Origin of the sequence: Roseofilum acuticapitatum BLCC-M154 (assembly GCF_030068475.1) — a bacterium.
Classification (GTDB): domain Bacteria; phylum Cyanobacteriota; class Cyanobacteriia; order Cyanobacteriales; family Desertifilaceae; genus Roseofilum; species Roseofilum acuticapitatum.
This window is the reverse complement of the sequence record NZ_JAQOSP010000134.1, coordinates 60,347-72,763: the sequence shown is the minus strand read 5'-3', so window position 1 is coordinate 72,763 and position 12,417 is coordinate 60,347. Positions and strand designations below refer to the sequence as shown.

The 12,417-nt window shown below is 48.2% G+C and carries 12 protein-coding genes; 3 read left to right on the top strand and 9 right to left on the bottom strand.

From position 1 onward, the window contains the following. Positions 1–253: 253 nt before the first annotated feature. From PMG71_RS21290 to PMG71_RS21250, 9 genes are all read right to left on the bottom strand, one after another. Entirely contained in the window at positions 254–1,204 is a 951-nt protein-coding gene (locus PMG71_RS21290; RefSeq protein ID WP_283755744.1) for a F0F1 ATP synthase subunit gamma, read from the bottom strand. A 106-nt stretch (positions 1,205–1,310) separates the two neighbouring features. Next, positions 1,311–2,828, bottom strand: coding sequence for a F0F1 ATP synthase subunit alpha (gene atpA, locus PMG71_RS21285; RefSeq protein WP_283755743.1), 1,518 nt, complete (start codon positions 2,826–2,828; stop codon positions 1,311–1,313). 75 nt (positions 2,829–2,903) lie between these two features. Next, positions 2,904–3,452, bottom strand: a complete 549-nt coding sequence (gene atpH / locus PMG71_RS21280; RefSeq protein ID WP_283755742.1) for an ATP synthase F1 subunit delta — start codon at positions 3,450–3,452, stop codon at positions 2,904–2,906. After that, complete coding sequence (locus PMG71_RS21275) at positions 3,449–3,979, bottom strand: F0F1 ATP synthase subunit B (RefSeq protein WP_283755741.1); 531 nt, start codon at positions 3,977–3,979, stop codon at positions 3,449–3,451. The genes atpH and PMG71_RS21275 overlap by 4 nt, the downstream gene beginning before the upstream one ends. A 134-nt stretch (positions 3,980–4,113) precedes the next feature. Beyond that, positions 4,114–4,593 carry a F0F1 ATP synthase subunit B' gene (locus tag PMG71_RS21270; RefSeq protein WP_347179358.1) on the bottom strand — a complete coding sequence of 160 codons (480 nt, stop codon included), beginning with the start codon at positions 4,591–4,593 and terminating at the stop codon, positions 4,114–4,116. Positions 4,594–4,766: 173 nt separating this feature from the next. Further along, positions 4,767–5,012, bottom strand: a complete 246-nt coding sequence (gene atpE, locus PMG71_RS21265; protein ID WP_283755739.1) for an ATP synthase F0 subunit C — start codon at positions 5,010–5,012, stop codon at positions 4,767–4,769. Between the two features lie 123 nt (positions 5,013–5,135). Then, on the bottom strand, positions 5,136–5,891 hold the full coding sequence (gene atpB / locus PMG71_RS21260) for a F0F1 ATP synthase subunit A (protein WP_283755738.1): 756 nt from the start codon (positions 5,889–5,891) through the stop codon (positions 5,136–5,138). A 98-nt stretch (positions 5,892–5,989) separates the two neighbouring features. Continuing rightward, the gene (locus PMG71_RS21255) at positions 5,990–6,424 is read right to left on the bottom strand and encodes an ATP synthase subunit I (RefSeq protein WP_283755737.1); all 435 of its coding nucleotides are present in this window, start codon (positions 6,422–6,424) and stop codon (positions 5,990–5,992) included. A 258-nt stretch (positions 6,425–6,682) separates the two neighbouring features. Further along, on the bottom strand, positions 6,683–7,891 hold the full coding sequence (locus PMG71_RS21250; protein ID WP_283755736.1) for a class I SAM-dependent methyltransferase: 1,209 nt from the start codon (positions 7,889–7,891) through the stop codon (positions 6,683–6,685). 293 nt (positions 7,892–8,184) lie between these two features. Between PMG71_RS21250 and PMG71_RS21245 the strand changes: the two genes are divergently transcribed. From PMG71_RS21245 to apcB, 3 genes are all read left to right on the top strand, one after another. Continuing rightward, positions 8,185–10,860: a phycobilisome rod-core linker polypeptide gene (locus tag PMG71_RS21245; RefSeq protein ID WP_283755735.1), complete on the top strand. Its 2,676-nt coding sequence runs from the start codon at positions 8,185–8,187 to the stop codon at positions 10,858–10,860. 449 nt (positions 10,861–11,309) lie between these two features. Next, complete coding sequence (apcA, locus tag PMG71_RS21240) at positions 11,310–11,795, top strand: allophycocyanin subunit alpha (RefSeq protein ID WP_283755734.1); 486 nt, start codon at positions 11,310–11,312, stop codon at positions 11,793–11,795. Positions 11,796–11,881: 86 nt separating this feature from the next. Continuing rightward, positions 11,882–12,367 carry an allophycocyanin subunit beta gene (apcB, locus tag PMG71_RS21235; protein WP_283755733.1) on the top strand — a complete coding sequence of 162 codons (486 nt, stop codon included), beginning with the start codon at positions 11,882–11,884 and terminating at the stop codon, positions 12,365–12,367. Positions 12,368–12,417 lie beyond the last annotated feature (50 nt).

Genomic DNA, 12,417 nt, shown 5'->3' with positions numbered 1-12,417 from the left:
GACATGAAAATTGGTTAAGAAGCGGGCAAGATGCCCGCACTCCTCGAATTCTTTGATATGACTGGAGTGGGAGCATCTTGCTCCCTGGATTTTTAATTAGGGTATTTCCGCTTCGCGGACATGAATAAGCGAACTTGATATAATTTGAATTTTAACGAAAAGCCAAAGAGGAATACATAAAAATATCGGTACAGCCTATATATTCTCAGGCTGCACCGATTGACTCATTACCCATTGCCAGGACATCGGGCTTTTAATTCAACGCTTCTGCTCCACCAACCACTTCTAGCAGTTCTTGGGTAATGGCGGCTTGCCGAGCTTTGTTGTAAGACAAGGTGAGGGTTTTAATCATTTGACTAGCATTATCGGAAGCACTACTCATGGCAGTCATCCGAGCAGCCAATTCACTGGCGGCTGATTCTTGCAGGGCCCGCAGGAATTGGTTTTTAATGAATAGGGGCAAAAGGCTCTCCAGAATTTGCACCGGATCTTGTTCAAAAATCATATCTCTGGGGAAACTGCCTTCAGGGGAAGAGCTGACTTTTTCCCTAGAAACATTAAAGCTACCATTGGCTGTGGTTAGGCGGAAGACTTCATCATCCACCACTTCTAACCCTTGGGGGGTTAAGGGGAGGAGGGTTTGAATGACGGGTCTGGAGCTAATCAAGGAGACGAATTTGGTGTAGATCAACTCTACCCGGTCTACTTTACCGGAGAGAAACCATCCGAGGATGCTATCTACAATTTCGTCTGCTTCTTCGGCGCTGGGAATTTGCCCCAAATCGGTGCGGGTGGTAGAAATGGGTGCATTCCGACGCTGAAAGTATTGAACCGATTTACGCCCTAAGAGTGCGTATTGATAGTTAAGGCCTTCTTTTTCCAGTTCTTTGGCTCGGATTTCGGCGCGACGGATAACGTTACTATTGTATGCGCCACAGAGGCCACGATCGCCGGAAAAGACAATTAAGCCAACGGTTTTTACTTCCCGATTTTTCAGCAATTCTAGGTCAACATCTTCAAACTGAAGACGACTTTGTAGACGATACAGCACTTGAGCCAAACGGTCAGCAAAGGGGCGGGTGGCTAACACTTGTTCTTGGGCGCGACGCACTTTTGCGGCGGCCACTAAGCGCATGGCTTCTGTAATTTTGCGAGTATTTTTAACGGAGTTGATGCGATCGCGGATCGCTTTAAGATTTGCCATAGGAAAGACGAGGATATAGGGACAGGGAAGAGTCAAATAGTGGATAGGGATGAACTATCCACTATCAATGCTGAGTTGAAGACCCTGGACTGAGCGCAGTCGAAGTCTAGGCAGAAACCAAGAAGGTTTGTTTGTATTCAGCGATCGCTTCTTTTAACAAGCCTTCCGCTTCATCCGTGAGTTTTTTCTCACTCTGAATCACTTCAATAAACCTGGGTTTGCTCGACTTCAAATAATCCCGCAGGCCTTGGGCAAAGGTTGCCACTTTGTCCACAGGAATATCATCCAGATATCCATTCAACCCAGCATAAACACTAGCCACCTGTTCAGGAACACTCAGAGGAGAGTTTTGGGGCTGCTTGAGCAACTCTTGCAGGCGCTGTCCCCGCGAGAGCTGGTCTTGGGTCGCCTTATCCAAGTCAGAAGCAAACTGGGCAAAAGCTCGCAGGTCATCATACTGAGCCAATTCGAGTTTCAGTTTACCGGCCACTTGTTTCATGGCTTTGGTTTGAGCCGCCGATCCCACACGGGATACAGAGATACCCGCGTTAATGGCTGGACGTAAGCCAGAGTTGAACAAGTCAGCCGAGAGGAAGATCTGACCATCCGTAATCGAAATTACATTGGTCGGAATATAAGCGGAAACGTCCCCAGCTTGGGTTTCGATAATCGGCAAAGCCGTCATACTACCACCACCCAACTCGCTATTGAGTTTAGCAGCCCGCTCTAGCAGACGGGAGTGCAGATAGAAGACATCCCCAGGATAGGCTTCACGACCGGGAGGACGACGGAGCAGCAGGGACATTTGCCGGTAGGCTTGGGCTTGTTTACTCAAGTCATCATAGATCACTAGAGTATGTTTGCCTTTGTACATGAAGTATTCCGCCATACTTGCCCCAGTGTAGGGAGCAATATATTGCAGGGTAGCGGGGTCACTGGCGTTAGCGGCAACCACGATGGTGTAGTCCATGGCTCCCTTTTCTTCCAGGGTAGCGACCACTTGAGCCACCGTAGAAGCTTTTTGACCGATCGCCACATAGACGCAAACTACGTCCTCTGACTTCTGATTAATAATCGTATCAATCGCAACGGTGGTTTTTCCGGTTTGGCGATCGCCAATAATCAGCTCCCGTTGGCCGCGACCGACGGGAATCATGGCATCAATAGCCGTAATCCCGGTTTGCAGGGGTTCACAAACCGATTGACGGGCAATAATTCCCGGAGCTGGAGATTCAATTAAGCGGCTTTCACCGGTATTAATATCGCCTTTACCATCAATTGGTTCACCCAAGGGGTTAACCACCCGACCAATCATGGCATCCCCTACGGGGACTTGGGCAATCCGGCCCGTAGCTTTAACGGAACTCCCTTCTTGGATATTGGTTCCATCGCCCATTAATACGGCTCCCACATTATCCTCTTCTAGGTTGAGGACAATGCCCACGGTTCCGTCTTCAAATTCTACAAGTTCTGCGGCCATGGCGTTGTCTAAGCCATAAATCCGAGCAATACCATCACCGACTTGGAGAACCGTACCGACTTCAGAGACTTTTATCTCCTGGTCGTACTGTTCAATTTGTTGTTGGATAATACTGCTAATTTCGTCTGGTCTGATAGCTACCATATGTGTCTATGTTTGAATGTAAGAGGTGTGCTTATTCAGGTTTTCGGTTTAGAGGATCTCTCCAGGGGGGAGACCCTACGCCAGGGCTAGACCAATGCGGCGCAGTTGTCCCCGCAGACTGGCATCAATCACTTGCGATCCCACTTGGATGATCACACCACCAATGAGGTCTGGATCGATACGAGTTTGGAGTTCCACATGCCTCGCGTTAGTCATCGCTTGAGTCTGTTCGGCGATCGCCCTCTGTTCGTCTTCCGTCAGTTCTACGGCTGAAGTAATCTCGGCCAAAACCGTTTGATTGATTTTCCGTAATAGGGACAGATAGGTTTGGCAAACTCCATCTAAAAATTGGATGCGTCCGCGATCGACCAATAGAAATACAAACCTTTGAACATAAGAGTCTGTTCGGTCTTGAGTGATTTGCCTAAGAACCCCTTTCTTCACCTCTGGATTAACCAGGGGATTGCTCAGAACTGAACGCAGTTGTTCGCTGCTTTCCCACATCTCTAGGATCGTGCGGACATCTTCACCAAACTTTTCCGTCAGGTCATGACTTTGGGCGATAGACATCAGAGCTGCTGCATAGGGTTCTACGATTGAACCAACAATTGAACTGTTTTTCATCCGTTTCCTCCTACCCTGGCAATACACTGCCCGATCAGTTGATGCTGAAGATCGTCATTTAATTCATCTCTGATTTGGGATTCAACCCGTTGCATCGCTAAGGCAACAACCCGTTTCTTCAGTTCAGCAATCACTCGACTTTGTTCAGCTTCTAGATCTTGGGCGGCTGTGTCTTTTAGTCTTTGGATGTCTTCATCCGATTTGGCCAAGATGGCTGCTTTGGCCGATGCGGCTCGCTCCACCGCCTGTTGACGGATTTTTTCAGCTTGAGCTTGAGCTTGAGCGAGATTTTGTTCTTGTTCTTTCAGAGCAGATGCCGCTTTCCGTTGTCGCTCTTCGGCATCTTTAATGGCGTTTTCGATTTCTTCGCGCCGAGTGGCTAGGGTTTTACCTACCGCAGAGCGACCGAAGTACACCAGCACTCCGATAATAATGACGAGGTTAACAAGGTTCGTCTCAAGTACATCAAAATTGAGTCCGAACCCATGTTCTGTTGCTTCTGTTGCCAGCAACCAAAAATTACCCATGCTATGAAAGTCCATTTGAGCGCAGTTTTTCTACAGGTTTTCCTCACTTCTGACCCAGGGTTGGGCCAAAAACGAAGTCCGAAACGTTCAGTTGGGTATCGAAGGGGCGAAAGAAGCTCCAGACAAGAATGAGATCAACTCGCTTGCAGGAGTTTATCTAGGATCTGGCGGCTCAGTTGGTCTACCTGTCCTTCTAGGACTCCTAGGGTTTCCTGTTTTTGTCGATCGATTTCTTGCGTGGCTCTTTCGCGTTTGGCTTGCGCTTCTCGCTGGGCCTGGGCCATATTCTGAGCGGCGATTTTATCCGCTTCAGCTTGAGCTTCGGCGATCGCCGCTTGCGATTGTTTGCGAGCGGATGCGAGTTCTTCTTCGTACTGTTGCGCTAAACGTTCGGCTTTGGCTAGACGTTCGCGTGCTTCGGTTAAATTGGAACGGATATAGTTGCTCCGTTCATCTATGGCATTACCCAGAGGTTTATAAAAAATCTGATTCAGTAGGGCGGCTAAGATTAGGAATTGGATGGCCATTACCGGTAAAGTGGCATCTAGGTCAAAGAGACCTCCCGCTTCTTCTGCTGCTGCTTCTACTGCAAGAAGTATTGTCCAATCGATCATTGGCGATCGTCCCCAGTTTTTAACGATTTTCTCTGGTTTTACAGTTTTCCCTAGGGGTTCTAGGGAGTAGTGGCTAATCTGTAACGGAACTGACAATCTCGACGATTGACTTCCGTTAGATTAGGGTAGAGATAGAAAGCTTTCCTATCTCTACTGTTCGTTAGCCCAATGGCTTACGAGAAGGGGTTGGCGAATAAAAGTACCAGGGAAACGACTAGACCATAAATGGTTAGCGCTTCCATAAATGCCAAACTGAGCAGGAGCGTTCCTCGGATTTTTCCTTCAGCTTCGGGTTGGCGAGCAATACCTTCTACGGCTTGACCGGCAGCGTTTCCTTGTCCAATTCCAGGGCCGATAGCAGCTAAACCAACAGCTAGGGCAGCAGCAATAACGGAAGCAGCAGCAACTAGTGAATCCATGATGGGTTCAATCTCCTTTTTAAATTGAGTACACTTGATAGGATTTTGTTTTTCGGCTTGAAACCGAATGGTAGCAGAGAAGCTTTCTCTGTTGGGATGGGTATGATCCTTGTCCCTTGAAGGCTAACTATGTTCTTCTTCGCCATGATGAGGATCTTCTAGAGCTTCCCCAATGTAGGTGGCGGCCAAGGTGGCAAAGATTAGGGCTTGAATGGCACTTAAGAATACTCCCAATGCCATAACCGGCAAGGGAATAAACAAGGGAACCAGTAAGACTAATACCCCAACCACCAATTCATCAGCCAGAATGTTACCAAATAGACGGAAGCTTAGGGAAAGGGGCTTAGTGAAGTCTTCAATTACCTTGAAGGGGAGCATGAAGGGCACTGGCTCAACGTAGTGAGCGAAGTATCCTAAGCCTAGCTTTTTGAGACCGGCGTAAAAATACGCTAGGGAGGTCAAAAGGGCTAGGGCGACCGTGGTATTGATATCGCTGGTTGGTGCGGCTAGTTCACCTGCTGGCAAATGGATGATTTTCCAGGGAACTAAGGCCCCTGACCAATTTGACACAAAGATGAACAAAAATAAAGTACCGACAAAGGGAACCCAGGGTCGATATTCTTTTTCACCCATGGCATTCTTGGCCAGGTCTCGAATGAATTCCAAAGCGTACTCCATGAAGTTTTGCATTCCACTGGGGACTCTTTGGACGTTTCGAGTGGCAGCTAGGGAGGCAATCACGAGCAGTCCAATGACAAACCAGGAGGTAAGTAGGACTTGGCCATGAATTTTGAGATTACCGATTTCCCAATAGAGATGCTTACCGACTTCAAGCTCGGCGAACGGGAGGCTATGATAAGCGTCCAGGAAGTTAAGCATATCCATTATTAAAGAGGGTTCAGAGTTAGGGTTCTGATCGAAGGGGCTGGCCTGTTTACAGGATTAAACGGTTTATCCATGGGGCGATCGCTCGCTGATTATGGAGTTAAGGTTGTCCTGAAAATGTAAGCGACGATCGCCGCTTTATAGGTTAAAAATCCCAAGAATATGGGTACGATTTCGAGCTGTTTCCATTTGAAGGCGACAATCATCACACCGATGAAAACGGCTAAACCCGTATTGCCCAGACGTTGTTTGGCTCGTCCGACTGCTTCCACGTTTTTGGCCAATAGTCTGAGATAGACTACCCCAGCACATGCACCGATCAAATAACTGAGGGCGGTGGTGAGGCTATAGAAGAACCAGACTGAGAGGAAGGCTATTCCTGTCATCCCGAAAGTCCAGAGGTATAACTCTTTTTGGAGTTGATAATACTCGTCCATCGCGCCCGGTGAGGCACTGGGGAGCGGAAATTGGGGCAGTTCTTCTGCGGTTGGCGTTGGCGTTTTTGGAGATTCGTCGGAGGGATTCACTTCGACTGGTTAACCTTAAAGTTGTTGATCTGCGTTTTCCCATCACCCAATTAGGCAAAAAGGTGGCATTCCTTTGTGGGAAAAGGTTCTGTGGGGGGGTTCTCCGTGAGGAGGGCCACAGAGGCTCTAGCCAAACTTTCTTTCAGGTTACCCTGAGAGGTCTGTTCGTAGACTCCCTCGAAATCATATCACGCAGAGGGGTCACTTTCTGAAGAAAGTGTTAATCCTTTGAGGGAGGGACAAAATAGGGAATTATCCTCAAGGATTGGCGGGATGGCGATCGCCGGTTGGGGGCGTGAGCAGAATCAAATTTTGCTTCAGGAGCGATCGCATTTCCTCTAGACTTTGTTGGCTTTGGGCGAGGATCTCGTTAACGGTGTGTTGCCCATTACAGGCTTGCAGCAACTCAAATTGTTCTTCTGATAAGCTCACCGGTTGATAGTCCTGATTGAGGATGCTTGGGGAGGGCCATCCATGGAGACAGGGATTGGGTTCGGGGATGGCTGAACCCAGAAGCCGATCGTCAGACCAGTCATAGTAATCCAGGGGAGGCCGAGCGAGGAAGAATTCGTAGTGAGTTAGTTCTGGGTCGAGCAGTTCAATCAGCCGATAGCGTTGTTGCTCGCTCAGGTTCTCTACCTGTTCCATCAGTTCCGGAGCTTGGCCGAGCAGGCGCTCAATATTCCAATACTGAGGATTAGAAAAGCCGACGAAGGCCAATCCAGAAGCCTCAATTAGCTCAAACAGACTATCAATGGTGTAATCAATTTCCTGGGGATGGACGTACATATCGGCAAAGCATTCATCCCGGTGATTTTCCAGGGCCCAGCGCCGTTTGTCCTCGCGCACGATGCGGTTATCTTCCGGTAAGACAGAGAATAATTTACGGCCAATTTTGACTCCATCTTGGTAATCTCCCCGATGTTCTCCTTGCAGCAGGGCGATCGCCTGTTGCATCAATTGAATTTCAAATCGTCCCAATTGGGCGTAAACAAAGATATGGAGAATGCCCCCTGGGGCTAACTTACAGGCTAGGGATTGAATGCCACGAATTGGATCGGGGAGATGGTGGAGTACGCCTACACAATTAATCATCTCAAATTGTCCAGGCAGTTGCCCGACATCGTACAAACTGAGGTGATGAAATTCCGCCCTCTCAGCTCCGGATCTCTGGCAGCGCTCTTTGGCCACAGACAAGGCTCCGGAACTCAAATCTATACCGACGACAGAGGCTTGGGGATTCAAATGGACTAAGTATTCAGTGCCCACCCCTGTTCCACATCCGGCATCCAGAATCCGGATATCTTGGCGATGGGGCTTGTGTCCAGAGCAGAACTGGTAAGCCGTGAGCCAATTCCAGCGCCAGTTGTATCCCGGAGGGGGTTCATCCAGCAAGGGTTCTGGGGGAAAGGGGTAGGTATCGTAAAGTTTAGCTACAGCGTGGCTAATGGCTTGAGCTTCGGACATAGTGAGGAGAGAATGAGGGCTGCTAGATCTGATTATATAGCCCCTAGATCTGTTAGCTGGTGGTAATAACGTAACAAAACTTATCTTTTTTCTCAGTCAGGGGACTGCGATCGCCTATGATGGTGAATCGTTACGCTTTTTAATAAACAAGGGGAGTCAACCCAGACTAACCTTAAGATCAAACACCAATAGCTATCAGAGATCAGTCCCCTGGATTGGTCATCGATAGCCAAAAGCCGTTTAACGCATTAATGCAATTGCTGTAAACATCCAAAGGGAGCGAAGAAGAGCGCATGACTATCAAGGCAAGTGGTGGAAGCTCCGTTGCTCGTCCGCAACTGTATCAAACGGTAGCTGTTTCAACAATTTCTGTTGCTGAACAGCAAGACCGTTTCCTGGGACGGACTGAACTCGGTGAACTTTCAACCTATTTCGAGTCGGGTCTCAAACGGTTGGCGATCGCCGAAATCCTCACCAAAAATTCTGAACTGATTGTTTCACGGGCAGCCAATCGGATCTTCACCGGTGGCTCTCCCATGGCTTTCCTAGAAAAGCCCGCCGATCCCGAACCGATGCTAGTCGGAGCCGGAAAAGGGATGCAAGTTGGCACTCAAACCTTTGTAGAAAGTGGAGCCAGTGGAGGCATCCTTTCTGGATTGGGGTCTTTGTTTTCTGGGGGTAGTGCCGGCCCCGTACCGCCAGGATTCCGTCCCATAAACGTTTCCCGTTATGGGCCGGCGAATATGACCAAATCCCTGCGGGATTTAAGTTGGTTCCTGCGCTATATCACTTATGCGATCGTTGCCGGAGACCCTAATATTCTCTCCGTCAACGTCCGGGGACTCCGAGAAATCATTGAAGGCGCTTGCTCTACGGCGGCTACCACTGTAGCCTTACAAGAAATGAGAGCTAGCGCTTTGGGATATGTCAGAAATGACGCAGAAGCCAGTGAGATCGTCGGCCAATACTTTGATGTGGTGATCTCAGAATTCAAAGCTTCCACACCCTCGAACAAAATCCGTCAACGCCAGACCTTAGATCAACAAGGACTGCAACTGCCCCAAATCTATTTCAATGCTTCTGAGCGTCGGCAAAAGTTTGTCATGAAGCCCGGACTCTCCACTTCCGAAAAGCAGGAAGTGGTAAAAGCGGCCTATCGACAAATCTTTGAACGGGATATTACTCGTGCCTATTCCCAATCCATTTCTTACCTAGAATCTCAGGTGAAAAATGGCGATATCTCCATGAAGGAGTTTGTACGTCGTTTATGTCTGAGTCCTCTCTATCGCCAGCAGTTCTATGAACCGTTTGTGAATAGTCGGGTTGTAGAACTGGCATTCCGCCATATTCTCGGTCGGGGTTTGTCGAGTCGGGAAGAATTCCAGAAGTATTTCTCCATCGTTTCTGATGGCGGACTACCGGCTTTAGTGGGTGCTTTGGTTGACTCCCAAGAATATACCGATTACTTCGGAGAAGAAACGGTTCCTTACTTGCGCGGTTTAGGCCAAGAAGCCCAAGAGTGCCGTAACTGGGGGCCCCAACAAGAGCTGTTTAACTACAGCGCACCCTTCCGCAAAGTGCCCCAATTCATTACCACATTTGCGGCCTATAACCGTCCTCTACCGGATCAGCATGTGTATGGTTCCGGTAATGATCCCCTAGAAATTCAGTTTGGGGCGATTTTCCCGAAAGAAACCCGTAATCCCAGTACCTCTCCTGCACCTTTTGGTAAGGATACGCGCCGCTTATTGATTCATCGCGGCGCAGGGATTAATAACCAGGTTTCGGCTCCTGAAGCACGGGGTAAAGCACCAGGGACTTTGGGTGCGAAGGTGTTTAAGCTGGATCAAGTCCCGCGAACGGTGGGTAAAAAAGCGGGAACGAATATTAAGTTCTCGGAAACTTCCACCCAAGCGGTGATTCGTGCCTGTTATTTACAGGTCTTTGGCCGGGATGTCTATGATGGTCAACGGCTGAAGGTGATGGAAATTCGCCTGGAAAATGGAGATATTACGGTTCGGGAGTTTGTGAAAGCGCTGGCCAAGTCAGATACTTTCCGCAATCTGTACTGGAGTTCTCTGTATGTGGTGAAGGCGATTGAGTATATCCACCGTCGGTTGTTGGGTCGTCCGACCTATGGCCGTCAGGAAATGAATCGCTATTTTGATTTGTGTTCTAAGAAGGGTTTTTATGCCCTGGTGGATGCGATCGTTGATTCTGTGGAGTATGCTGAGGCTTTCGGAGAAGATACAGTTCCCTATGAGCGGTATCTGACGGCGGCTGGATTATCTTTACGCACGATGCGCGTGGGCACTCTGCGTGAAGATATGGGTCAACTGGTTAAACCTGTACAGGCTCCACGCTTTATTGAGCTAGGCGCGGTCACGGAAGCACGGGGTGATATTGAGATCCAAGAGCGGATTAATCAAGGGGTTCGCAAGCAACGGGAACAGCGTAAGGTCTTTAAGTTGACTAATTTGGCGGATAAACCGGCGGTGAATGCTTTGATTGGTGCAGCCTATCGGCAAGTCTTTGAGCGGGATGTTGCGCCCTATATTGTCAGCAATGAATTCTCTCGTTTACAGAGTCGTTTGACGAATGGTGAGATTACCGTCAAGGAGTTTATTGAAGGTCTGGGCTGTTCAGATCTGTATATCAAGGAGTTCTATACGCCTTTCCCGAATACTAAGGTGATTGAGCTGGGAACGAAGCATTTCTTGGGTCGTGCGCCGTTAGATCAGGCGGAGATTCGCAAGTATAACCAGATTTTGTCTAGTGAGGGTATTCGTGCCTTTATTGGAGCAATGGTTAATAGCATGGAATATCTACAGGCCTTTGGTGAAGATGTGGTTCCCTATTGCCGGTATAATACGCTGCCAGCAGCTAATTTCCCGAATACGGAGAAGCTGTATAACCAGTTGACGAAGCAGAGCAAGGAGATTGTTGTTCCTAGCTTTGAACCGGTCTAAGGGCTATTTGAGTTAAAATTAACACTCAAATCCTAGGATGAGCAGAAAGTCCATTGGGGAAGAGCGGAGGCTCAATCCCTGATGGGCTTTCTTAATGGAAGATGAAAAGAGTCAAGATTTGTAACACCCAAAAAAGTACAGGGAAATGGTCTTAAATACTTATACTCAGGGGATCGGAGAAGGGATCAAAATGAGGGAAAATGTTAAAAAATATTAAGAATAGATTTAGGATGTGAACTCAATGCCTGACAATGATTTCGGACGGATATAAAACCAAGGATCTAGATCGGAGGTTAATGTCCGGCGATCGCTGAGTCAGAATCCTGTGTTTTTAAGCGAATTTCCTTGAGCTATGCCAAGGTTGCTTACACTAGACTCAGACCCTTTGGCGCAAGCCATCTATATAAAACCCAATTGGTGACAATTTCTATTTTGGAGGACTCCACAACATGAGTATCGTCACGAAGTCCATCGTGAATGCTGATGCTGAAGCTCGTTATCTCAGCCCAGGTGAACTGGATCGGATCAAAGCTTTTGTAACATCTGGTGAGCAACGTTTGCGGATTGCTCAAATCCTAACCGACTCTCGCGAGCGCATTGTTAAGGAAGCTGGCGATCAACTCTTCCAAAAACGCCCGGATGTGGTTTCCCCTGGTGGAAATGCTTATGGCGATGAAATGACCGCAACTTGTCTGCGGGACATGGACTACTATCTGCGTCTAATTACCTATGGAATCGTGGCTGGTGATGTCACCCCCATCGAAGAAATCGGTTTGGTTGGTGCAAAAGAGATGTACAAATCTTTGGGCACTTCCCTGGATGCAGTGGCTGAAAGTGTGAGTTGCATGAAAGCGGTAGCGACTTCCCTGATGTCAGGTGAAGATGCGGCTGAAGCCGGTTCTTACTTCGATTATGTGAAAGGTGGTCTTTCCTAGACTTCACCCAAGTTTTAGCCAAGGCTCAGGTTTTGAGCATTAACTACAACTGACCATTTTTAAGTAACTACATCAAGAACACAACCATGCAAGACGCAATTACTGCTGTTATCAACTCTTCTGACGTTCAAGGTAAGTACCTTGATTCTTCTGCTCTAGACAAGCTCAAAGGCTACTTCGGAACCGGCGCTCTGCGGGTTCGTGCAGCGACTGCAATTAGTGCAAATGCTTCCACCATCGTGAAAGAAGCAGTAGCTCAAGCTCTGCTGTACTCCGATGTAACTCGTCCCGGTGGAAATATGTACACCACCCGTCGCTATGCTGCTTGTATCCGTGATATGGATTACTATCTGCGCTATGCGACCTATGCCATGTTAGCTGGCGATCCCTCTATCTTAGATGAGCGGGTTCTCAATGGTTTGAAAGAAACCTACAACTCCTTGGGAGTACCTGTTGGTTCTACTGTTCAAGCTATCCAAGCCATGAAAAAAGTTACCGCCAGCTTAGTTGGTGAAGCTGCTGGTAAAGAAATGGGTGTTTATTTCGATTACATCTGCTCTGGCTTAAGCTAGGCTAAGTGCTTCAATTGAAGGTGGTGCTTTATAAACTCCCTTCAGAAGTA

Excerpts from the sequence above, each read along its gene's own strand:
- PMG71_RS21290 (WP_283755744.1), bottom strand. The coding sequence starts at position 1,204 with ATGGCAAATCTTAAAGCGATCCGCGATCGCATCAACTCCGTTAAAAAT.
- atpE (WP_283755739.1), bottom strand. The coding sequence starts at position 5,012 with ATGGATTCACTAGTTGCTGCTGCTTCCGTTATTGCTGCTGCCCTAGCT.
- atpH (WP_283755742.1), bottom strand. The coding sequence starts at position 3,452 with ATGAAAAACAGTTCAATTGTTGGTTCAATCGTAGAACCCTATGCAGCA.
- apcA (WP_283755734.1), top strand. The coding sequence starts at position 11,310 with ATGAGTATCGTCACGAAGTCCATCGTGAATGCTGATGCTGAAGCTCGT.
- atpA (WP_283755743.1), bottom strand. The coding sequence starts at position 2,828 with ATGGTAGCTATCAGACCAGACGAAATTAGCAGTATTATCCAACAACAA.
- atpB (WP_283755738.1), bottom strand. The coding sequence starts at position 5,891 with ATGCTTAACTTCCTGGACGCTTATCATAGCCTCCCGTTCGCCGAGCTT.
- PMG71_RS21245 (WP_283755735.1), top strand. The coding sequence starts at position 8,185 with ATGACTATCAAGGCAAGTGGTGGAAGCTCCGTTGCTCGTCCGCAACTG.
- PMG71_RS21270 (WP_347179358.1), bottom strand. The coding sequence starts at position 4,593 with ATGATCGATTGGACAATACTTCTTGCAGTAGAAGCAGCAGCAGAAGAA.
- apcB (WP_283755733.1), top strand. The coding sequence starts at position 11,882 with ATGCAAGACGCAATTACTGCTGTTATCAACTCTTCTGACGTTCAAGGT.
- PMG71_RS21250 (WP_283755736.1), bottom strand. The coding sequence starts at position 7,891 with ATGTCCGAAGCTCAAGCCATTAGCCACGCTGTAGCTAAACTTTACGAT.
- PMG71_RS21275 (WP_283755741.1), bottom strand. The coding sequence starts at position 3,979 with ATGGGTAATTTTTGGTTGCTGGCAACAGAAGCAACAGAACATGGGTTC.